At 65.4% G+C, this 21,711-nt stretch carries 22 protein-coding genes and 2 pseudogenes; 12 read left to right on the top strand and 12 right to left on the bottom strand.

The window, feature by feature from the left end; genetic code table 11:
- Positions 1-396: 396 nt before the first annotated feature.
- The 3 genes from AC07OZ_RS09685 to AC07OZ_RS09675 all read left to right on the top strand — a co-directional run bounded on the left by AC07OZ_RS09685 (position 397) and on the right by AC07OZ_RS09675 (position 5,261).
- Entirely contained in the window at positions 397-2,319 is a 1,923-nt protein-coding gene (locus tag AC07OZ_RS09685) for a PrkA family serine protein kinase (protein ID WP_495466934.1), read from the top strand.
- Between the two features lie 30 nt (positions 2,320-2,349).
- Complete coding sequence (locus AC07OZ_RS09680) at positions 2,350-3,639, top strand: YeaH/YhbH family protein (protein ID WP_495466933.1); 1,290 nt, start codon at positions 2,350-2,352, stop codon at positions 3,637-3,639.
- A 113-nt stretch (positions 3,640-3,752) separates the two neighbouring features.
- The gene (locus AC07OZ_RS09675) at positions 3,753-5,261 is read left to right on the top strand and encodes a SpoVR family protein (protein ID WP_495467359.1); all 1,509 of its coding nucleotides are present in this window, start codon (positions 3,753-3,755) and stop codon (positions 5,259-5,261) included.
- Positions 5,262-5,274: 13 nt separating this feature from the next.
- Here the strand turns inward: AC07OZ_RS09675 and AC07OZ_RS09670 are convergent, their stop codons facing one another.
- A complete protein-coding gene (locus AC07OZ_RS09670; RefSeq protein WP_495467358.1) occupies positions 5,275-6,642 on the bottom strand; it encodes an FAD-binding oxidoreductase in 1,368 nt (455 codons plus the stop codon).
- 266 nt (positions 6,643-6,908) lie between these two features.
- On the opposite strand from AC07OZ_RS09670, the gene AC07OZ_RS09665 reads away from it, so the two are divergent.
- Both AC07OZ_RS09665 and AC07OZ_RS09660 read left to right on the top strand, forming a co-directional pair.
- Complete coding sequence (locus tag AC07OZ_RS09665; protein WP_495466932.1) at positions 6,909-7,217, top strand: hypothetical protein; 309 nt, start codon at positions 6,909-6,911, stop codon at positions 7,215-7,217.
- A 77-nt stretch (positions 7,218-7,294) separates the two neighbouring features.
- Positions 7,295-7,927, top strand: coding sequence for a cob(I)yrinic acid a,c-diamide adenosyltransferase (locus tag AC07OZ_RS09660; RefSeq protein WP_495466931.1), 633 nt, complete (start codon positions 7,295-7,297; stop codon positions 7,925-7,927).
- Between the two features lie 18 nt (positions 7,928-7,945).
- Here the strand turns inward: AC07OZ_RS09660 and AC07OZ_RS09655 are convergent, their stop codons facing one another.
- Positions 7,946-8,926, bottom strand: coding sequence for a helix-turn-helix transcriptional regulator (locus AC07OZ_RS09655; protein WP_495466930.1), 981 nt, complete (start codon positions 8,924-8,926; stop codon positions 7,946-7,948).
- 161 nt (positions 8,927-9,087) lie between these two features.
- Here AC07OZ_RS09655 and AC07OZ_RS09650 point away from each other — a divergent pair, with 161 nt between their 5' ends.
- Positions 9,088-10,176: a hypothetical protein gene (locus tag AC07OZ_RS09650; protein ID WP_495466929.1), complete on the top strand. Its 1,089-nt coding sequence runs from the start codon at positions 9,088-9,090 to the stop codon at positions 10,174-10,176.
- 15 nt (positions 10,177-10,191) lie between these two features.
- On the opposite strand, the gene AC07OZ_RS09645 is transcribed toward AC07OZ_RS09650, so the two are convergent.
- The 9 genes from AC07OZ_RS09645 to AC07OZ_RS09605 form a co-directional block, all read right to left on the bottom strand.
- Positions 10,192-10,410 carry a hypothetical protein gene (locus tag AC07OZ_RS09645; protein WP_495466928.1) on the bottom strand — a complete coding sequence of 73 codons (219 nt, stop codon included), beginning with the start codon at positions 10,408-10,410 and terminating at the stop codon, positions 10,192-10,194.
- Between the two features lie 15 nt (positions 10,411-10,425).
- A complete protein-coding gene (locus AC07OZ_RS09640; RefSeq protein WP_495466927.1) occupies positions 10,426-10,908 on the bottom strand; it encodes a PIN domain-containing protein in 483 nt (160 codons plus the stop codon).
- Positions 10,905-11,216 carry an AbrB/MazE/SpoVT family DNA-binding domain-containing protein gene (locus AC07OZ_RS09635; RefSeq protein ID WP_495466926.1) on the bottom strand — a complete coding sequence of 104 codons (312 nt, stop codon included), beginning with the start codon at positions 11,214-11,216 and terminating at the stop codon, positions 10,905-10,907. The genes AC07OZ_RS09640 and AC07OZ_RS09635 overlap by 4 nt, the downstream gene beginning before the upstream one ends.
- Positions 11,217-11,220: 4 nt before the next feature.
- Positions 11,221-11,739 carry a GNAT family N-acetyltransferase gene (locus AC07OZ_RS09630; protein WP_495466925.1) on the bottom strand — a complete coding sequence of 173 codons (519 nt, stop codon included), beginning with the start codon at positions 11,737-11,739 and terminating at the stop codon, positions 11,221-11,223.
- A 152-nt stretch (positions 11,740-11,891) separates the two neighbouring features.
- Positions 11,892-12,554: a 3'-5' exonuclease gene (locus tag AC07OZ_RS09625; protein WP_495466924.1), complete on the bottom strand. Its 663-nt coding sequence runs from the start codon at positions 12,552-12,554 to the stop codon at positions 11,892-11,894.
- Positions 12,551-12,865, bottom strand: coding sequence for a nucleotide pyrophosphohydrolase (locus AC07OZ_RS09620; protein WP_495466923.1), 315 nt, complete (start codon positions 12,863-12,865; stop codon positions 12,551-12,553). Before AC07OZ_RS09620 ends, AC07OZ_RS09625 begins: the two co-directional genes overlap by 4 nt.
- Positions 12,866-13,249: 384 nt before the next feature.
- The gene (gene queE / locus AC07OZ_RS09615; protein WP_495466922.1) at positions 13,250-13,897 is read right to left on the bottom strand and encodes a 7-carboxy-7-deazaguanine synthase; all 648 of its coding nucleotides are present in this window, start codon (positions 13,895-13,897) and stop codon (positions 13,250-13,252) included.
- Complete coding sequence (locus AC07OZ_RS09610) at positions 13,894-15,015, bottom strand: 6-pyruvoyl trahydropterin synthase family protein (protein ID WP_495466921.1); 1,122 nt, start codon at positions 15,013-15,015, stop codon at positions 13,894-13,896. Before AC07OZ_RS09610 ends, queE begins: the two co-directional genes overlap by 4 nt.
- Positions 15,016-15,356: 341 nt before the next feature.
- Positions 15,357-16,406 carry a S1/P1 nuclease gene (locus AC07OZ_RS09605; protein WP_495466920.1) on the bottom strand — a complete coding sequence of 350 codons (1,050 nt, stop codon included), beginning with the start codon at positions 16,404-16,406 and terminating at the stop codon, positions 15,357-15,359.
- Between the two features lie 274 nt (positions 16,407-16,680).
- On the opposite strand from AC07OZ_RS09605, the gene AC07OZ_RS09600 reads away from it, so the two are divergent.
- From AC07OZ_RS09600 to AC07OZ_RS09575, 6 genes and pseudogenes are all read left to right on the top strand, one after another.
- The gene (locus AC07OZ_RS09600) at positions 16,681-16,899 is read left to right on the top strand and encodes a TOBE domain-containing protein (protein ID WP_377158865.1); all 219 of its coding nucleotides are present in this window, start codon (positions 16,681-16,683) and stop codon (positions 16,897-16,899) included.
- Positions 16,900-16,930: 31 nt separating this feature from the next.
- Positions 16,931-17,551 (top strand): RBBP9/YdeN family alpha/beta hydrolase, encoded by a 621-nt coding sequence (locus tag AC07OZ_RS09595; RefSeq protein WP_495466919.1) that lies wholly within the window; start codon positions 16,931-16,933, stop codon positions 17,549-17,551.
- Between the two features lie 138 nt (positions 17,552-17,689).
- Positions 17,690-18,136, top strand: coding sequence for an SRPBCC family protein (locus AC07OZ_RS09590; RefSeq protein WP_495466918.1), 447 nt, complete (start codon positions 17,690-17,692; stop codon positions 18,134-18,136).
- Positions 18,137-18,445: 309 nt separating this feature from the next.
- A pseudogene (locus tag AC07OZ_RS09585) lies at positions 18,446-20,005 on the top strand (protein-disulfide reductase DsbD domain-containing protein); the annotation flags it as partial.
- A pseudogene (locus AC07OZ_RS09580) lies at positions 19,991-20,608 on the top strand (thioredoxin family protein); the annotation flags it as partial. The pseudogenes AC07OZ_RS09585 and AC07OZ_RS09580, both read left to right, overlap by 15 nt.
- A 79-nt stretch (positions 20,609-20,687) precedes the next feature.
- On the top strand, positions 20,688-21,338 hold the full coding sequence (locus AC07OZ_RS09575) for a redoxin domain-containing protein (protein ID WP_495466917.1): 651 nt from the start codon (positions 20,688-20,690) through the stop codon (positions 21,336-21,338).
- Between the two features lie 79 nt (positions 21,339-21,417).
- Here AC07OZ_RS09575 and AC07OZ_RS09570 read toward each other — a convergent pair whose 3' ends face one another.
- Positions 21,418-21,705, bottom strand: a complete 288-nt coding sequence (locus AC07OZ_RS09570) for a hypothetical protein (RefSeq protein WP_495466916.1) — start codon at positions 21,703-21,705, stop codon at positions 21,418-21,420.
- Between the last annotated feature and the right edge of the window lie 6 nt (positions 21,706-21,711).

Genomic DNA, 21,711 nt, shown 5'->3' with positions numbered 1-21,711 from the left:
CGACCGGCTCAATCCAGAAGGATGGCACGCGGGATGCGGGCTGTCTTCTTCGTACTTCTCACAGGTGCCCCGTATCGGGGGATCGTCAACTTTCGCGCTTCACAGGCGTTGGACATGGGAGTACAACGGGGTCATGTCTTGCTATCGCGCATCGCTTCCGATGGGCGTAGCATGACCCGGTAAAGCCGTACCGCGCTCGAGGTTGTCGATGGCGACCTCACACAGGACGGCGGTCTTTGGACCAGCATGGGCTGGCCGTTTGCTGAAAGCTTGCTGAGCTCGGAAAGCTCTGATGACGCCTTGAGTCATGGACGTCGCCAGAACTTCCTGGACGATGCGAGGTCCGTTGTCGCACGGACGCGCGTCGCCTCCCAATGAACCACACTGGAGGTCAGCATGGATGTGATCAGCCATTTCGCGGCACGCTACGAACGCGGCAAGGTCGAGGAGCTCACGCTGGAGGAGTACCTCGACGAGTGCAAGCGCAATCCCCTCGCCTACGCCACCGCGCCCGAGCGCATGCTCAAGGCGATCGGCGAGCCGCAGATGCTGGACACGCGCAATGACTCGCGCCTGTCGCGGATCTTCCAGAACAAGGTCATCAAGATCTATCCCGCCTTCGCCGAGTTCTACGGCATGGAGGACGCGATCGAGCAGGTCGTCAGCTACTTCCGCCATGCGGCGCAGGGGCTGGAAGAGAAGAAGCAGATCCTGTATCTGCTCGGCCCGGTCGGCGGCGGCAAGAGCTCGATCGCCGAGCGCCTCAAGCAGCTGATGGAGCACGTCCCGTTCTACGCGCTGAAGGACAGCCCGGTGAACGAGAGTCCGCTCGGTCTGTTCGACGTGGTCGAGGACGGCCCGCTGCTGGAACGCGAATACGGCATCCCGCGCCGCTACCTCAACCGCATCCTGAGCCCCTGGGCGGTGAAGCGGCTCGACGAGTTCGGCGGCGACATCCGCAAGTTCAAGGTCGTCAAGCGGCTGCCGAGCGTGCTCAAGCAGATCGGTGTCGCCAAGACCGAGCCGGGCGACGAGAACAACCAGGACATCAGCTCGCTGGTCGGCAAGGTCGACATCCGCAAGCTCGAGACCTACGCCCAGGATGATCCCGACGCCTACAGCTATTCCGGCGGCCTTTGCCTGTCCAACCAGGGCCTGCTGGAGTTCGTCGAGATGTTCAAGGCGCCGATCAAGGTGCTCCATCCGTTGCTCACCGCGACGCAGGAAGGCAACTTCAAGGGCACCGAGGGCTTCGGCGCCATCCCCTTCGACGGCATCGTGCTGGCGCACAGCAACGAGAGCGAGTGGAAGACCTTCCGCAACAACAAGAACAACGAGGCCTTCCTCGACCGGATCTACATCGTCAAGGTGCCCTACTGCCTGCGCGTCAGCGAGGAAGTGAAGATCTACGAGAAGCTGATCCGCGGCTCCTCGCTGGCCGACGCCAAGTGCGCGCCCGGCACGCTGAAGATGATGGCGCAGTTCGCCGTGCTGACGCGGCTGAAGGACCCGGAGAACTCCAGCGCCTTCAGCAAGATGCAGATCTACGACGGGGACAACCTGAAGGACACCGATCCGAAGGCCAAGTCGATCCAGGAATACCGCGACTACGCCGGCGTCGACGAAGGCATGTCCGGCATCTCGACGCGCTTCGCCTACAAGATCCTGTCGAAGGTCTTCAACTTCGATTCGACCGAGGTGGCCGCCAATCCGGTCCATCTGATGTACGTGCTCGAGCAGCAGATCGAGCGCGAGCAGTTCCCGCAGGAAGCCGAACAGAAGTTCGTCGGCTTCATCAAGGAGGTGCTGGCACCGCGCTACGCCGAGTTCATCGGGAAGGAGATCCAGACCGCCTACCTGGAGAGCTACAGCGAGTACGGCCAGAACATCTTCGACCGCTACGTGACGTATGCCGACTACTGGATCCAGGATCAGGAGTACCGCGACACCGACACCGGCGAGGTCTTCGACCGCGTGGCACTGAACGCCGAGCTGGAGAAGATCGAGAAGCCCGCAGGCATCAGCAACCCGAAGGATTTCCGCAACGAGATCGTCAACTTCGTGCTGCGCGCGCGCGCCAACAATGCGGGCAAGAACCCGCTGTGGACCAGCTACGAGAAGCTGCGCACGGTGATCGAGAAGAAGATGTTCTCCAACACCGAGGAGTTGCTGCCGGTGATCAGCTTCAACGCCAAGGCCAGTGCCGACGAGGCGAAGAAGCATGAGAACTTCGTTCAGCGGATGGTGGACAAGGGCTACACGCCGAAGCAGGTCCGGCTGCTCTGCGAGTGGTATCTGCGCGTGAGGAAGTCGAGCTGAGGCTCAAGAATGACACCGGAAAGGTCCCTCATGACAGGCCTTCAACAAATCATCGATAGGCGGCTGTCGGGCAAGAACAAGTCGATCGGGAATCGGGAGCGCTTCCTGCGCCGCTACAAGGACCAGATCCGCGACGCGGTGCGGCGCGCGGTGGACAAGCGCGGCATCCGGGACATGGAGCGCGGCGAGGACGTCCAGATTCCCAAACGCGACCTGAGCGAGCCCGTCTTCAGCCACGGCGAGGGCGGGATCCGCGAAGTCGTGCGGCCCGGCAATACCGAGCACATCAAGGGCGACCGCATCGGCAAGCCGCAGGGTGGCCAGGGCGGAGGCGGCGGCTCGCAGGCCAGCGACTCCGGCGAGGGTGAGGACGACTTCGTCTTCCACCTCAGCAAGGAGGAGTTCATGCAGGTCTTCTTCGAGGACCTGGCGCTTCCCAATCTTGCCCGCACGACGCTGGCCGAGACGCCCGAGTACAAGACGGTCCGCGCCGGCTACGTCACCGACGGCACGCCGACCAACCTGCACGTGGTGCGCTCGATGCGCGGCGCGTTGGGACGTCGGATCGCGCTGGGCATGGACAAGCGGCGCGAGCTCCACGAACTCGAAACGCGGCTGCTGACCCTGCAGCAGGAAGAAGACAAGCGCCGCCCCGAGATCCAGGCGTTGATCGCCGAGACGGAGGCGCGCATCGTGCTGCTGCGCCAGCGCCTGTCCAACATCCCGTTCCTCGATCCGATCGACCTGCGTTTCCGCAACCGCATCAAGGTGCCACAACCCACGACGCGGGCGGTGATGTTCTGCCTGATGGACGTCTCGGGCTCGATGGACGAGAGCCGCAAGGACCTGGCCAAGCGCTTCTTCATCCTGCTCTACCTGTTCCTGACGCGGCACTACGAGAAGATCGACGTCGTCTTCATCCGACATCACACCCAGGCGCAGGAAGTCGATGAGCAGAACTTCTTCCATGCCACGGAGACCGGCGGCACGGTGGTGTCCTCGGCGCTGGTGATGATGGAAGAGATCATCCGCGCGCGATATCCGGCCGGCGACTGGAACATCTACGGCGCGCAGGCCAGTGACGGCGACAACTGGCACCACGACAGCGGCCGCTGCCGCGAACTGCTGGCCGACAAGATCCTCCCGCTCTGCCGCTACTACGCCTATGTGCAGGTGGCGGAGGCCGAGCAGAACCTCTGGGAGGAATACGCGAAGCTGGAGGACGAGGTGCACCACTTCGCGATGCGCAAGGCGGTCGAGGTGGCGCAGATCTATCCGGTCTTCCGCGACCTGTTCAAGAAAGAAGGGGCGACCGCGTGACCGCGGCCCCGGAGGACATCACCATGAGCAGTCTGGAGAATCGCCGCAATGTCAGTGTCGGTGTGGGTGCCAACGAATATGGCGGCCGCCGGGTTCGCGCGCCCCTGACCCAGATGCGGCCGCTGGAGAAGCGGCCCGAGCATCCGCTTCCCTCACCGAGCGACTGGACCTTCGAGCTCGTCGAGCAGTACCACGATGTCATCCGCCAGACCGCGGAGCGCTACGGGCTGGACACCTATCCGAACCAGCTCGAGGTCATCACCGCCGAGCAGATGATGGATGCCTACGCGTCCGTCGGCATGCCAGTGAACTACCGGCACTGGAGTTACGGCAAGGAGTTCATCTCCACCGAGCGCAACTACAAGCGTGGCCAGATGGGCCTGGCCTATGAGATCGTCATCAACTCCGATCCCTGCATCGCCTACCTGATGGAGGAGAACACGATGGCGATGCAGGCGCTGGTGATCGCGCACGCCTGCTACGGCCACAACAGCTTCTTCAAGAACAACTACCTGTTCCGGATGTGGACCGACGCGTCGTCGATCATCGACTACCTCGTCTACGCGAAGAACTACGTCGCCGACTGCGAACAGCGTTACGGCCTCGACGCGGTCGAGTCCACGCTGGACTCGTGCCATGCGCTGATGAATCACGGCGTCGACCGGTATCGCCGGCCGGCGAAGCTCTCGCTGGCGCAGGAGCAGTCGATGCGCAAGGACCGCGAGTCCTACGCGCAGCTGCAGGTCAACGACATGTGGCGCACCTTGCCGCGGCGCCCCGAGGACGAAGCCAAGGCGGAAGAGAAACGCCGCTTCCCCGACGAGCCGCAGGAGAACCTGCTGTACTTCATCGAGAAGAACGCGCCGCTGCTGGAGCCCTGGCAGCGGGAGATCGTGCGCATCGTCCGCAAGATCGCGCAGTACTTCTATCCGCAGCGGCAGACGCAGGTCATGAACGAAGGCTGGGCGACGTTCTGGCATCACAAGCTGCTGAACACCATGTACGACGACGGCTACCTGTCCGACGGCATGATGATCGAGTGGCTGAAGTCGCACACCAACGTGGTGGCGCAGCCGCCGATGACACAGCTCAATCCGTATGCGCTGGGTTTCGCGATGTACACGGACCTCAAGCGCATCTGCGAGAAGCCGACCGACGAGGACCGCGAGTGGTTCCCCGCGATCGCCGGCAGCGACTGGCTGCCGACGCTGGACCATGCGATGCGCAACTTCAAGGACGAGAGCTTCATCGCGCAGTACCTGAGCCCGAAGATCATGCGCGACTTCCGGCTGTTCTCGATCCTCGACGACGAGCACCAGGCGGAGTACGAGATCTCCGCGATCCACGATGAACAGGGCTATCAGTATGTGCGCCAGGCGCTGTCGCGGCAGTACGACCTGTCCACGCGCGAACCCAACATCCAGGTCTGGAACGTCAACCTGCGCGGCGACCGCTCCTTGACGCTGCGTCACCAGCAGCACCAGGACCGCCCGTTGCACGACGGCGCACAGGAGGTGCTGAAGCATGTCGCGCGCCTCTGGGGATTCGGCGTCCAGCTCGAGAGCGTGAACGCGCGCGGCGACGTCTCACGCCGCTGGAGCGTTCCGGCACCTCAACACTGACTTCCCGGGCCCTTCAGACGAAGATCTTCCCGGGATTCATGATGTCGTTCGGATCGAGCGCCCGCTTGAGCGCCCGCATCTGATCGACCGCGCCGTCCCCGGCCTCCTGCAGCAGGAAGCCCTGCTTGTGCAGGCCGATGCCGTGCTCACCGGTGCAGGTGCCTTCGAGCGCGATGGCCCGCGCCACCATCTGCGCGCTCAGGCGTTCGGCGGTTTCGCGCTCCGCGGGAATGGCCGGATCGATCAGATACCCCATGTGGAAGTTGCCGTCGCCGACGTGGCCCACGATGAAGTAGGGCAGTCCGCTCGCCTCGACCTCTTCGACCGAAATGTTGATCGATTCCGCCAGGCGCGAGATCGGCACGCAGGTGTCCGTCGTCACCGCGCGGCAGCCGGGCTTCATCTGCAGCGCCGACAGGTAGGCGTGGTGCCGCGCGGTCCAGAGGCGCGTGCGCTCCTCCGGCGTCGTCGCCCATTCGAAACCGGTGCCGCCGTGTTCGGCCGCGATCTCCTGGACCGTCGCGGCCTGCTCCGCGACACCGGCCTCGGAGCCATGGAACTCCATCAACAGCATCGGTGCCTCGCGCAACGTCAGCTTGTCATGCCGGTTGACCGCCCGCACGGCGTGCGCGTCGAGCAACTCACAGCGCGCGATCGGAACGCCCATCTGGATGATCGCGATCGTCGTCCGTACCGCCGCGTCGATCGACTCGAAGGAGCACACCGCCGCCGACACGGCTTCCGGCAGTGGATACAGCCGCAGCGTGATCTCGCAGATGGCGCCGAGCGTGCCTTCGCTGCCGACATACAGGCGCGTCAGGTCGTACCCGGCGCTGCTCTTTCGTGCACGGGAGCCGGTGCGGATCAGACGGCCTTCCGGTGTCGCGACGGTCAGCCCGAGCACGTTCTCCTTCATCGTTCCGTAGCGGACGGCGTTCGTGCCGCTCGCACGCGTCGCCGACATCCCGCCGATCGACGCATCCGCGCCAGGGTCGATCGGGAAGAACAGACCCTGATGCCGGATCTCCGCATTCAACTGATTGCGCGTCACGCCGGCCTGTACGGTCACGGTCAAGTCCTCGGCGTCGATACCGAGGATGGCCTTCATCCGCGACAGGTCCAGGCTCACGCCACCGTGCACCGCCAGCAAGTGTCCTTCCAACGAGGTTCCGGCGCCGTAGGGAATCACGGGCACGCGATGCGCATTGGCCAGCGCCAGCACCGCCGCCACGTCCTCGTTGCTCTCCGCGAAGACGACGGCCTCGGGCGGCGGCACGTCGAAAGGCGATTCGTCGCGACCGTGCTGCTCACGCAGCGCCATCGCGGTGCTGCAGCGCTCACCGAACCGCGCCTTCAATGCGTCCAGCATTGCCGCCGGCATCGGCCGCGGCGCATAAGACGGTTGGTGGGACGGCTGATGGACCGGTGGGTTCGACGTCGGGTGGTCACCGAGTTCTCGAGGCGCATTCATCGCTGTCTCCTGGTTCCACACGGTCCGATGCGCAGGAACTCCCGGCCGGTGTTGTCCGGTCGATTCTAGGAAGGGTCGTCGCTGCATCCGCTTGCATCGTCGCGCTTGCGTCGCGCCCCGCACAGTGACAGCATGGACGGACCGCGCGCTGGCTCGCGCGACATGAGGAGTCCGCCATGTCCCATCTGTGGTTATGGACGATCTGGGCCCTGCTGCTGGCGCTGCTGGTGGTCGCCACCCTGCGCATGGATTGGCTGAAGGTCTGGTGGATGGATCAGCTCCGCCACCTGCCCAACGACGCCGCGGCCCGCGACATCGATCCTGGCATTCCGGCCGACACGCCTGAACCCGGCACACGCCCACAGGCGCATCACATCCCGAGACCCGTCGGCATTCCGCGCCACACGGTCCACGACATCCATGGCCATTCGACCGGGATGTCCCACCACCGTCCGGTGTTCCACCGCAGCGGCAGCCGGAACTGAGGCAGCCCCGCCCGGGGGCCGGGCGAGTTGCGGCAAGATGCCGGGTTTGCACTTCCGCAGCCCGCGCGGCACCCGTCATGGCCAATCGACTTTCCCAGATCGCGACCCGCACCGGCGACGACGGCACCACCGGCCTCGGCGACGGCACCCGCGTCCCCAAGGACCACCTGCGCGTGCAGGCGATGGGGGACGTGGACGAACTGAACTCCCAGATCGGCGTGCTGCTGGCCGAGCCGCTGCCCGACGACGTGCGCGACCTGCTGGTCACGATCCAGCATGAGCTGTTCAACCTCGGCGGCGAGCTTTGCATGCCCGGCTACAGCCTGCTGAAGGAAGCGGCCGTGCTGCACCTCGACCAGGCGCTGGCCGACCACAACGCCGCCCTGCCCCGCCTGGCGGAGTTCATCCTGCCGGCCGGCACGCGCAGCGCCGCCATCGCCCATGTCTGCCGCACGATCGCCCGCCGCGCCGAGCGAGCCGTCGTCACCCTGGCGGCGCAAGAGACGATCAACACGGCGCCGCGCCACTACCTGAACCGCTTGTCCGATCTGCTGTTCGTGCTGGCTCGCGTGCTCAACCGGGCCAACCTGGACGGCAAGGGCGGCGACGACGTCTACTGGAAAAGCGAGCGCATGGCTCGCTACGCTGCGGAAGACGCCGCCGAGGACGCCACGGAACAAGCCCAGGAAGGCCCCGGAAACGCCGGCTGAGCGCCTTGACGGCCCCGCTCAGGCCACGGCGGCCGCCGCGGTCCTGAGGCGCTTCCCGTAGGCGTCGCGCAACGCGGGCGGTTCCACGACCTCGACCTGGCCGGCATGCCGCAACAGGTCCATCAGCAGTTCGGTCGCATCCACGAACGGCAGTTCCAGCTGCCAGCGCCCGTCCGGCAGCCATTCACTGCGCTGGGCCGGGTGCCATTCCTCGCTGGAGACCCAAGCCGCGATCTGCTCGCTGAAGATCACCGTGGCCCATTGCGGATCGCCGCCGGCGAAGATCCCGTAGCCCTGGTCGAGCTCTCCTTCGAGTTCCTTCAGCGGCAGGCTGCGCGCGACCTGATCCTCCATCACCGCGGCATCCTCCATCGCGTCGAGCGCGAATCGTCTCAGCCCGTCGCTGGCGTGGCACCACGCATCGAGGTACCAGGTGTTCCGGTAATGCACCAGGCGCTGCGGAGATACCTCCCGATCGCTGACCGATCCACCGCCGGGTCCGCGCTTGCGGTAGCGCAGCTTCAGCCGCCGGCGCTTCACGACGGCGCTTCCCACCGTCTCGAAATGCTCTGACGGCACCCGTCGCCGGGCCGTCGAGATCAGCTTGATGCGACGCGTCATCTCCTGCGCCTCGACCTCGTCACCGCCAAGCATGCCGGTGAGCTTGTCCAGCATCGGCTGCAGGTGGCGGCTGAGCAGACCGTTCTCGTCGAGTCCGGCCATCATCTGATGCATGGTCAGCAGTGCGTGCAGCTCCTTTTCGCTGAACCACACGCCGGGCAGCTCATGCCGCTGGCCTCGCCACTGCTGGCCGAAGCGATAGCCGTTCTCCGTGGCGTCATATTCGATCGGGGCATCCATGCGCTCGCGCAGGTACTGCAGGTCCCGCTTGAGCGTCGCCGGCGACACCTCCAGCAACTCACGCATCTCCGCGAAGCTCACGCAGCCGCGGCTGCGGATCAGCATCTCGATCTTGTAGAAGCGCTCGGTGCGGTCCATGAAGGTGCTCTCCTGACAGATCTGGGTGGTCGATCCACAACTTTCTGTGGACCGATGGCGGTGTAGCTCATTCTATGAGCCACCCAGCTTGAATACTTGATCCCAAGCCTGAAGCTGTCTTGCGCCAGGCCTCGGTTTCCAAGTCCTCAAGGAGAACCCACATGGTCGCCACGATCCACCGCAACGCCAACGACATCGCCATCCAGCAACTGCCCCTGCCGATGACCGCCGTGGAGGCCATGGTCGACGCCAAGGACGAGACCGGTGTCTCCAGCCACGAGCGCATCGGGTTCGAACTGGGTTGGGACTATGCGCATCACGGGCAGACGCCGCCGGTCGAGCAGCTGTTCCGCCAATCGCCGCTTCAGCAAGGCTGGCAACTGGGCCGATCGACCTTCGGTGCGCGCACGCTCAAGTCGCCTCGCCAAACGCAGTTGTGGCTTTCGCTGCGCCTGCACGCCTGGCAGCGCGGCCGCAGTTTCGAGACGCTCCTGGTCACGCCCAACTACCTGCAGCAGCTGGACACGACGCACTGCCCGGTCAGCCGCCTGGCGTTCAATGACGAGCAGGACCACCCACAACGCCGCTCCATCGACCGCGTACGTGACGACGCCGGCTACGCCGCGGGCAACCTGGCCCTGATGAGCCACGCGGCCAATGTCGCGAAGCTCGACCGCGGATGGCAGCAATGCTGGGCGATGGCGCAAAGCCTGCGCCAGGGACCGATGACGATGGCCGGCGGCCTGAACGCCGACGCCTGGGAACGCATGGCGATCCTGACCAGCTTCGTGACCCCGATGTCGCATGACCTGGCCGCGCAGTTGCCGATGCTGGTGCTGCCACCGAACCGGTTGCGGATGTTCAACCCCGTGCAAGCCTTGCAGGCGCTGGTCACGCGGCAGCTGGCGACGCCCGGATGGAGCCAGCGCCTGACGCGACTGGAAGCGCTGATGGCCGCTCAACAACGCGCCGATTTCTCGAAGTTCGTGCTGGCCCTTGTTCCGCGCGTGCTGCGCTGCCAGTCGCTCAGCGACCCGATGGAAATCCGTTGGGCGCTGGAGGATGCCTGGCGCGATCCGCTGCTGCAGAAGCGCTGGACGCACTTCGCGCAACAACTGACCCCCGAGCAGGCGGAACAGCTGGTGCAACGCGCCGCCAACAAGCGGCTGAGCACGGTGCGCGTCCAGAGTCACGACGCTCCCACGGACGGCTGGGCGCTGGAGCGTCAGGGGTTCCGCCCGGCCGCCTGAGCTCCGACGCGAGCCTCAGCCCGGAAGTCCCACGTGCAGCTTTTCGAGGCTGCCGTTCTGATCCTGGAGCGCGACGTGATAGCCCTGCTCCTTGAACCAGTCGGCCCATTGCCGGGCGTGCATCTTCTCCGGGAGCCAGGGCCCGGTGCGGTCAAGGTGGACGCGATTGCCGCGGCGTTCGTAGAACACCACGCGCCACATGTTGCTGGGGATGCGATCGTGGAAGCTGGACATATGCGACCGCGGAATCTAGCAAAGCAACATGTCACGACGGGAGGGGGGCAACACCTGGAACCATGCAGACATCGCACGCACCGTGCAGAGTTGCCGGGCGGCCTGACTGCGACTGTTCGCAGACCATGCCGACAGCACCACGTCGTCGCACAGCAGCAGTGAAGCACCACCTTGCAGCGCGAGTTCGACGAGCGATTGCACGGACTCGGAAACGCCCGTGATCCGCGGCCCACGCGCCGGCTTCACCACCTCTGCGTACGGCAGGAAATCGGCGAGCAGTTCCCGCTGCTGCGCCTCGGACAAGGCGAACTTCGGATAGGCCAGCGCTCGCATCAGCGTCGCGGCTAGGTCGGGACTCACCAACGGTCTCAGCACACCTTGCTGCCATGCGCGGCGCAGTCCGAGCGCTTCGCCACCCGACATCAGCAACGCGCGCAGGATCAATGCCGGATCGATGACGGCGCGTTCAGGCGTCGCCGGCTTCGATCGACGCGTCATGCGGATTTGCGAGCAGTCTTGCGGACGGCAGTCTTGCCTGCCACGGCGGGCTTCTTGACGGCTTTCACGGCCTTCACGGCAGGCTTCGCCGCCTTGGACGAGAAGGCCATCGCCTTGGCGATGACCCCATCGTCGAGCTCGAGTTCCGCCAGCTTGGCCCGGACCGCATCGCCGCGCTGGATGCGCACCGGCGTCAACACGACCTGCCCGGCCTGGAGCAGCACTTCGAAGTACTGCACGGGACCGAGTTTGTCGGTGACGCTTTTCGGCAGGGTCAGCTGGTTCTTGGACGTCAGCTTCGCCAGCACGCGATCAGACCAGCGAGCGCTGCAGACGGAGCTGTTCCAGCGCGCGGCCTTCGACGTCGACTGCCTTCACGCTGTCGTTCTCGGCCTTGAAGCCGGCGATCTCGAAGAAGCGCATGGCGCGCTCGTTGTTCTTGTAGGTCCACAGCGTGACGCGGGTGCAGCCTTCTTCCTGAAGACCTTCCTGCGCCGCTTCGACCAGCGCCTGGCCGACGCCCTTGTCCCAGTGGGCGGGCATGGCGTACATGGCCCAGATCTCACCAGTGGTGGAGGGCGTGCCCTTGTCGCGGGAGCGGTCGAAGCCGACGAAACCCATCACCTCGTTGTCCAGGTGCGCGACCAGCACTTGCGGCTCGCACATGTTGATGGCTTCGCGCCAGTAGGCCTGGCGTTGGGCGACGGACAGGCCGTTCAGGGCGGTATCGGGCCAGAACTCCTTGTACGCGTCCTGAGCGGAACTCACCTGGATCTGGGCGATGGCCTTGGCATCACGCAGCGTGGCCGGGCGAATCTGAATACTCGACATACTTGGAGAACAAACGCATTTCGGGGAAAGGGCGGGATTGTCCCAGTCAATGCGACCAAACGGGCACCTTGACAGTAAATGTTTTACTGATCTTGATCGCCGCAGTGCGCATTCAAGCAAGCACCCCGCTCAAAGCTCACGGCAGGCGAACTTCAGACCAGCGAGACCTGCAGATGGCGACGGAAGTCGCGCGCAAAACCGGTGGCGGCCTTGTTCCAATGGGGACGCGCCACGGCCTGCAATCGCAACAGCAGCTCGTGTTCGACGCTCAGTTCCCCGAGAAATTCAGCGAGTTCAACACCGATGTCGCGCTGCATGCGCTGCACCAGCTGAGCGGTGGTCAACGCGTCCGCAAGGGCGCGGTGGGCACGGCCGTTGTCCGGCAAGCGGTGATAGCGGGCAAGGGTGCCGAGTTTGCAGTTCGGCGATTCCGGATAGAGGCGGCGAGCCAGTTTCACGGTACAGGCGAACTCCGGCGCGACGCGCGGCGAAGCGTCCGCGCGGGTGAGCTCATGCAGCCAGAAGCCGCGATCGAAGCTCGAGTTGTGCGCGACGAAGCCGCAGCCCTCGGTGAACGTCGCGACCTCACGCATGACCTGGGCTGCATCGGGCGCGTCCTCGACCATCTCGTTGCTGATGCCGGTGAGGCGCTCGATCATCGGCGGGATCCAGGCGCCCGTGTTCATGAGGCTCTGGTACTGGCCGACGATCTCGCCGTCGCGCAGCAGCACGGCGGCGATCTCGGTAGCGCGACCTCCGCCCTGCGGGGAGTTGCCGGTGGTCTCGAAGTCGATGACGGCGATCGTGCGCTTCATGCGGTCGGGGCGGGATATTTCTTGGCGTTCATCGCGATCTTCCGATCGACTGCAGCCGGCACGTCGATGCCGGCGCGATCAGCGATCTGCAGCAGGTACATCAACACGTCGGCGACCTCTTCGCCGAGGTGCTGGTGCTCCTCGGGCGACAGCTGCCGCGACTCCTCGGCGGTCTTCCACTGGAAGATTTCGACGAGCTCAGCCGACTCCACGACCAGCGCCATCGCCAGGTTCTTCGGCGTGAGGTACGGGTCCCAGTCGCGGGCTGCGGCGAAGTCGCGCAGCCGTCGTTGCAAGTCGGCAATGTCCATGGCTTCGCAGTGTGCAAGTCCGGGGCGGCCTGCTCAAGCGCCGTGTGCGGTGCAAGCACCCCACAGCAACGCCGCAGAGAAATTTCCCGCCTCTGTTTTCAACATCAAGGTTTTAAATATCTCTTTAGTCGTCTTAGTAGAGGGACCATCTTTTTGTGGACAAGTCGAAAATTCCTTTCAGAACCAAGGACTTGAGAAGACTGAAACCTTGTGCGTGGAGGGCCTCGTTGGCGTTGCACGGATCGACAACAACCGGGGCCTCCCCCTGCCGGCCTGTGGAGAAGTGGCCAGTTGCCAGAAAGTTTTCCACAGCCTTGTTGGCTATACAGCAGCGTCCGACTTGCGCTAGCGCCAACGGAAACGGGGATAACTTCCCCGTCCGCCTCAATCGATCCCGACCACCTTGTGCATCTGGATCGACAGCTTCCATTGCGGATGGTCCATGCAATACGCGATGGCCGCCCTGGTGTTCTGCTTCTGCAGGACCGAGTCCATGGGCTGGAGGAAGAAGTGGTCGAAGGCCAGATCCGCGAAGCGCTCAGGCAAGGCCAAAGGCTGTGGATAAACCAGCTTCAACTCGTTGCCCTTCGTCAGGACGACTTCCGCGTCGGCCTTGGGGCTGACACAGATCCAGTCCAGGCCTTCGGGTGCCGGCTGGGTGCCGTTGGTCTCGACGGCGATCTCGAAGCCGTGCGCTTTCAGCGCGGTGATCAGCGGGCCGTCGAGCTGCAGCAGCGGCTCGCCACCGGTGCAGACGACGTAGGGCGTGCCGGTCTTCCTGCCGTGTTCGTCCTTGGGCCACTTGTCGGCAATGGCTTCCGCCAACGCATCGGCCGAGGCGAACTTGCCCCCACCCTGCCCGTCCGTGCCGACGAAGTCGGTATCGCAGAAGGTGCAGACGGCTTTCTCTCGATCCTGCTCGCGGCCTGACCACAGGTTGCATCCGGCGAAGCGGCAGAACACGGCCGCGCGGCCGGCCTGGGCGCCCTCGCCCTGCAGCGTGTAGAACATTTCCTTGACGGCGTAGGTCATACGGGGATCAGCTCCTCGAAGGGACCGTGGCTGACGATGACGCCGCTGCCGCGGGTCTCGTACAGGTCGACGCGCTCCAGGGGGGGCAACTGCGCCTTGGCTCGTTGCAGCACCCACGCGGCCAGGCTGGCCGTGTCCGAGTCGGCCAGGCCGGCGAGCTCATGCAGCGGATGGTGGTCCATGGCCTTGAAGATCGGATCGAACAGCAGTTTCACGTCGCTGAAGTCCATGGCCCAGCCGAAGACCTGGTCCAACTGCGCGCTGAGGTGCAGACGCAGCGTGAACGTGTGGCCGTGGATGCCGGCGAGCGGATGCTCCGCCGGTGCGCGGTTGAGCTTCACCGCGCTGTCGAGGGTGAACTCCTTCCAGATCCGGTAGCGCTCGCCGTCGAAATTGGCGCCGCTCGATCCGGTCTCGTAGACGGTGACCCAGCTCAGCTCGGGCAGTTGCGGCTTCAGGCGAGCCCACAGCCAGGACGAGATCAACTCGCTGGTCGGGTTGGACAGGCCTTCGATCTCGTTCAGGCACTGGTAGTTCAGCTGTGCATGGAACGGTGCCCAGAGCTCGTCGAGGTGGTCGTAGTCGATGCTCAGGTCGCGCTCGCCGAGGTCCTGGTTGGCATGCAGGATCAATTCGAAGCCATGACCGTGCATGCGGCCGCACTTGTGGCCCATCGGGACGTTGGGCAGCTGATGCGCGGCCTGGAAGCGGTATCGACGCCAGACATGCGCATGACCGTTGGCGTCGAGATCGACGCCGGAGTTCGAGGTGCTCTGGATGCCGACCTGCGTGATGCCGGGAACCTTGAACTCGGTCTCGAGACGGTGCCGGATCCAGCGGGCGATGTTCTCGTCGGTGGGCTGGGTGATGTGCTCGTTCAGCAGCGCATGGTCCAGCGGGGCGATGCAGCGTTCGAGGCAGTCGCGCAGCGCGCTGACTTCGCCTCCGGGAAACGGTGCCCAGCCGGCGGGCAGTTCAGCGCGGACCGTGGCCAGATAGCTGTGACCGTGAAGCCCGCGGGAGCGGTGGCCGGGAGGGAGCGCGTCGATCTGACACGCCGACTCGAATCCCGCCGAGGCGGTGAAAAGCGAAGCGGGAGAAGCAGGTAAAGCAGACATTCCGAGAGTGTGACATGCCCGCTTTTCTTATCTTCTTGTATTGAATATCTCCTTGGTCGTATTAGTAGGTGTTCGCGGGTTCGTGTGGACAACGCCCGAATTGCTTGTCAGAACAAGGACTTGCGAGCAGGGCAACGATGTGGGCCGAACCCGGGGCAACTGCGGGATGGAAAGACAACAAGTTCCGGACGCGCGGCAGCGGTGTGGACAACCTGCCAGTTGTTCATCGCTCATCCCCAGGGTTGTGCACAGGCCTGCCCTCAAGACAAATCGTCCGTCAGGACGAAAAAAAGCCCCGCTCTGGCGGGGCTTCGCGATGCGTTGGAAAGGACTTCCGAAAACTACTTCTTGTCTGCCTTGTCAGGCCAGATGCTCTCCAGCACCTGCGCCAGCCGGGCGCCGCCCTTGATGACGTTCAGACGCGTCTGTTCGAGGCTGCGGGCCTCGTAGCCTGCCGGAGGCGTGGCCAGCCAGCGCGGACCGCGCAGGCTCTGCTGGCGGGCACCGAAGCTCATGCCCTCGAACGCGTCCCGGGCGCCCAGCAGCGACTCGCTCGCCCACTGCACGGGCCAGTCGTCCGGATTGCCCGTCGCGGGCGGTACATCCTTGGCCAGTGCCGGCATCGCAGCCAGTTGCTCCGCGCTCAGCCGGCCCGGCATCCCATCCCAGTAGCTGTGCAGGTTGCCGCCCGGCGTGCCGTCCGGCTTGGGCAGCGTGATGGCGTTGGCGCCGACCGTGTGCGTCTGCGCGTCGGTGCCCTGCGTGTCCGGGTCGTACGGCTTGCCGTCCGCGTCCAGGTACAGCGAACCCATGTGCAGCGGCTGGTGCATGTCGCCGATCGCGTGAGCGATCAGCGCCAGCGCGTCCCGCTCGTTGAAGTCCATCGGCGGTGTCTGCTTGCCGGTCTTCAGCACGAGGATCGCCGCCTTCAGCGCCGGCACCAGGTCATGGTCGCTGGTCCCGATCGCGCCAGGCACGTAGCGGCCGCGCTGGATCGCGACGTTGGCATAGTGGTACTGCTTGTTGCAGGACTCCTCGCCGGGCTTGGGCTGGCACTGCTCGAAATTGCGCTTCACGTAGTCGCGCATCCGGGCTTCTTCCTCGGCGTTGTTCTCGAACACCGCGCACTCGGCGAAGCGGCCCGTCACGGCGTACTTGAACTCGTTGCCGGTGTCGATGCCCTTCACGCAGTCGTCCCACACGGCGATGTCGCGCAGCGAGACCGGCCCGAGGATGCGCTTGACCTCGGCTTCGGCGCGATGGCCCTTGATCAGCTGGGCGGCGATCTCACCGACGGTGTTGTGGCCGACGGCGCCGAATCCGAAGGCCTGACCGCAGCAGACGGCCAGCAGCGACAACGCGGCCAGGCCGCGCGCAAACGATTTGGTCATGACAAGAAACCCGTGTCGAACGATGCGCCGGCGGGCGTGCCGGCAGGGGATGGCGGATTGTGCATGGGGCTTCATGACAGCCTTCAACGGAGATTCCCCGGGGACCGCACCGGGCGGGCGCATCGTGCAGCAGCGACACCGGCTTTACCTCCGCTTTACCGTTCCCGCCCTCCCCCGCCCTTATTCGGTCAGCGCATGTTGATCCATCAAGCGCTTCGTTCGGCAAATGAGCCGGGCTGCCTAAGCTGGTCCCCATCTTCTTTGGAGCCCCCACATGACCATCACCGCCATCAACGTCCGCAACCAGTTCCGCGGCACCATCAAGGAAATCGTCGAAGGACCGGTCGTCTCGGAAGTCGATGTGCAGACCGCCGGCGGCCTGATCGTCACCTCGGTCATCACGACACGCTCGGTGAAGGAACTCAACCTGACCGTCGGCAAGGAAGTCGTCGCGCTGGTGAAGTCCACCGAGGTGTCGATCGCCACCCTGTGAGCGTCCGGCCCGAGTCCAGCAGGAGATCGCCATGGCGCTCTACCCTCTCCGTGCGACGCAGCACAACGGCAGCGCCGAGCCGCGCCTGCTGATCATCCCCGGCCTGCACGACAGCGGGCCGGCGCATTGGCAGACCTGGCTCGAGCAGCAGTACCGCGACGCGCACCGGGTGCGCCAGCGCGACTTCAGCCATCCGGATCTGGAGCGGTGGTCAGAGCGCATCCACGCGCGGATCGACAACGCGGGGCCCGGCGAATGGATCGTCGTGGCGCACAGCTTCGGCTGCCTGGCGCTGGCGCATCACCTGCAGCGCCATCCGGATTCACCGGTGCGCGAGGCGCTGCTGGTCGCTCCGGCGGAGCCCGACAAGTTCGGTCTCGCGGAAAGTCTGCCGCATCAACGCCTGGGTCGACCGACGGCGTTGATCGCCAGCCAGAACGACCCCTGGATGAGCGCGTCGAGCGCGTTGCGCTGGGCCACGCGCTGGGGCAGCAGCTACAGCAACATCGGCCTGGTCGGGCACATCAACACGGAATCCGGCTTTGGCCCGTTCCCATTGGCCAAGCGCTGGGTCGAGGCCGCCAAGGCCCGTGCCGCGCGCGAGCGCCGGCCCGAACGCGCGAGCATCCTGGAGTGGTCCTTCTCCGTCTGAGCAAGGACTGACCCGGGCGCGAATCCGTGGGGCAAAGCCGCCCTCCGTGGAATCCCTGTCAGGGGCGCGGGGTCTCGCGCCGGACACGCGCCGAAGCTATCGTGAATCTCCGTTCGCAAACGAATCCAGGAGACTCCGATGCCTTTCACCATCCGCCTGCACCGCGTCCTGAAAGCGCCGCCGGAACGCGTCTATCGCGCCTTCACCGACGCGGCCGCCATGTGCAAATGGCTGCCGCCCCATGGCTTCACCGGCACCATGCACCAAATGGATCCGAAGGTCGGCGGCACGTGGCGCATGTCGTTCACCAACCTCTCGGCGGGCGGGTCTCACAGCTTCGGCGGGGAATACCTCGAGCTCGAACCGGGGAAGAAGCTCCGCTACACCAGCCGCTTCGACGACCCCAACCTGCCCGGCGACATGACCACGACCGTCGAGCTGACGGCCGTTTTCTGCGGGACGGAAATGCACGTCACGCAGGAAGGCATCCCCGATGTCATCCCCTCGCAAGCCTGTTATCTCGGCTGGCAGGAGTCCCTGACCCTGCTCGGCCAGCTCGTCGAACCCGAGATTCCGAACGGTTGATTCCGCGCTTTTTCCTGGCAGGGGTTGTCAGGCTCTCAGCGGTTTTGAACGCTGGTTTTGCGCTTTTCCAGGGTCCTCGACGCCGGTTGGCCAAGCGCGGGCTCTCCACGGGGCATGGGGCCTCCCTCCGGGAACCCCAAGCCCCATTCCGGCCCCACCCTTGCTCGCTGACTTCGCGTTTCCGGCGCAGATCACGGAGGGTGTGAATCGCGGGTTTCGGATTTCCCGGTTTCTTCGAATGGGGAAAGTAAGGAAACAAGGAAAGACGATGCCTTGTGAGGGTCGGGGCCATTGCCTAGCATCGCGCCCATGAGTTTTCTTTCCATGCAACGCCTGCGATCAGTGGCCGCGACAACGCTCGCCGCGTTGACCACGTTCGGCACCGCGATGGCGAGTGCCCAGCTGCCGCCGGACCATGCCGCGACCGAGGAGGTCCAGGTCCGATTGATCAGCGCCTCCTCGCAGGTGGCACCAGGACAGACGCTGCTGCTCGCGCTCGAGCAGCGCGTCGCGCCCCATTGGCACACGTACTGGAAGAACCCGGGCGACTCGGGCCAGCCGACCAGCATCGAATGGTCACTGCCCGATGGCGCGACGGCCGGCGAGATCCTCTGGCCCGCGCCCAAACGATTCGACGTCGGACCCATCACCAACTACGGCTACGAAGACAAGGTCCTGCTGCTGACGCAGGTCCGTCTGCCTCAAGACCTGACCCCGGGAACGACCGCCACGGTGTCCGCGCAAGCCACCTGGCTCGTCTGCCGCGAGGAATGCATCCCTCAGCAAGCCGGACTCTCGTTGTCGCTTCCCGTCGGCACGAAGGAAACGGCCTCGACCGACGCGCCGGCCTTGTTCTCGGCGCGTGCAGGGTTGCCAGGTAAGCTGCCGTTCCAGGCGGCTGCGCGGCTGGAAGGCAGGGAACTCGTGGTGACGTGGCCGGCGTCGGCTGTGACCGACGTCAAGCAGGCGCTGTTCATGCCGCAGCACTGGGGTCGGATCCAACACGCGGCGAGGCCGCAACTCGATCGCATGGGGGATGACTGGCGTCTGCGCGTGCCGGTCGGCGACGAACCGGCGAAGGCGGGCAAGCCGCTGGAGGGCCTGTTGCTGATCGATGGCAAGGCCTGGGAGGTCAGTCTGCCGGTGACCGGCGCGCTGACTGCGCCGACATCGACAGGCGTATCGACAACGACCCCGGCGTCATCGGCGCCTGCGTCCCCAAGCAGCAGGGACGCCGACATCAGCCTCTGGAGCGCCATGGGCTTCGCGTTGATCGGCGGCCTGATCCTCAATCTCATGCCCTGCGTGTTCCCGGTGCTGGCGATCAAGGCACTCGGCTTCCTGCACGGCAACGCCGGTGAGCACCGCCGTCACGGCCTGGCCTACACCGCCGGCGTGCTGGCTGCGTTCGCCGTGCTCGGCGCGGTGCTGCTTGTGTTGCGTGGCGCGGGCGGCAGTGTCGGTTGGGGATTCCAGTTCCACTCGCCGCTGTTCGTGCTGCTGCTGGCCTGGCTGATGTTCGTACTCGGGCTGTCGCTGGCGGGTCAATTGCAGATCGGTGCTGGCTTTGCGGGAGTCGGGCAAGGCCTCGCGAGCAAGCCCGGCCTCGCCGGCAGCTTTTTCACCGGCGTGCTCGCGACGGTGGTCGCCACCCCGTGCACTGCGCCGTTCATGGGCGCCGCGATGGCGTACGCACTGGCGCAGCCTGCCGTGGAGTTGATGGCGGTGTTCCTGTCGCTGGGACTGGGCCTCGCGCTGCCTTACCTGGCCTTGGCCTGGTGGCCCGCGCTGCAGCGACGCATGCCGCGTCCCGGCGTCTGGATGGACGTCCTCAAGCAGGCACTGGCGTTCCCGATGTTCGCGGCCGCGATCTGGCTGGTGTGGGTGATCGCCCAGCAGGCCGGGCCGATGGGCGTGCTGGTGGCGCTCGCAGGGATGGGGCTGCTGGCGCTTGCTGCCTGGATCCGGTCAGTCACCCGGAACGCGACTTCGCGCTGGCGATGGACGGGCGCCGGTGCGGCGATCGCTTCGTTGGCAGCGGCAGCTGCTCTGCTGCCGACGCTGACAGCCATCGGCGGCGAGGAGTCGCCCAGCGCCACGACATCGGGCAGCTCATCGCGGGCCGCATCCATCGATCACGAGCCCTACTCCCCCGAACGTCTGACCCAGCTGCGCGCGCAAGGCAAGCCGGTGTTTGTGAACCTGACCGCGTCGTGGTGCATCACCTGTCTCGTGAACGAGCGGGTGGCGCTGTCCACCGACGAGGTGCGCGACGCTTTCGAGAAGCAAGGCGTGACCTACCTCAAGGGTGACTGGACCCGCCAGGATCCGCGCATCACCGAACTGCTGAAACAGCACGATCGCAGCGGCGTGCCGCTGTACCTGTTCTATCCCGCCGGGACCGGCAGCGACGCGCAGGTGCTGCCGCAGTTGCTGACGCCCGGCATCGTCACCACGGCCCTGCGGGCCGGCACGACCTGAGCGCATGCGCGCACCGCCTCTTTCATTCCACTGCCGTTTTCATCCTGGAGACCCCGTCATGAACAGCTCGATGACTTCCACGACCCTCTCGTTCCGCGGCGCGCTCTCGCGCCGCGTCGTGCTGGCCGGTGCCGCGCTGGCGGCGACGATGGCGATAACCGGCCTGGCGCATGCGCAGGCGCAGATCGACCAACCCGCGCCCGCGTTCAGCGCGACGACGGCCGACGGCAAGACGGTCACGCTGGACAGCTACAAGGGCAAGACCGTGGTGCTGGAATGGACCAACCACGACTGCCCCTTCGTGAAGAAGCATTACGGCAGCGGCAACATCCCGGCGCTGCAGAAGGAGGCCACCGCGCAAGGCGTCGTGTGGCTGCAGGTGATCTCGTCCGCGCCGGGCCAGCAGGGCCATGTCGACGGGGCGACGGCGACGAAGCTGAACAAGGACCGCGGCGCGGCGCCGACGCAGGTGCTGCTCGATCCCAGCGGCCAGTTGGGCAAGGCCTATGGCGCGCAGACCTCTCCGCACCTGTTCATCGTCAATCCGCAAGGCGTGCTGGTCTACAAGGGCGGCATCGACAGCATCGCGACCGCCAAGGCCGACGACATCGCCAAGGCCGATCCTTACGTGAAGACGGCGCTGGGCGAGCTGGCCGCGGGCAAGAAGATCACGCATGCGAGCACCAAGCCTTACGGCTGCTCGATCAAGTACGGCAGTTGACGTCGCTCGCGCGGGCCGTCATGCCCGGCATCACCAGACGAGGGCCTCAGGACGCCCTCGTCCGTCGTCCCCCGTCTGATCACCGGTCCTCCTGCCAGTAGTAGCCCTTGCCGCGCATGCAGGACCCCTGCGCCTGGGACCGACGGCCTTCATTGGCATCGCTGACCTGCGGGGCGAAAGCCAGCGGGGGTGTTGTCGTGGTCTGGCAGTCGACCGTGTCGCCCTTCTTCGTGCACTTCGTGTTCTCGGACGACCGGCCGGCAACTTGCTGCACGGTCGTGATCGACGGCGGGTACATGCGGGCCGCTTCCCGCTCGCAGTCGAACTGGTCGTGGTGGGTGGCCGTCGTCGAAGCGCCTTCGCGCAACCATCG

The organism is Roseateles sp. GW821-FHT09G03, assembly GCF_059416045.1.
The sequence above is the reverse complement of the archived record's forward strand: the minus strand, read 5'-3'. Positions and strand labels throughout refer to the sequence as shown.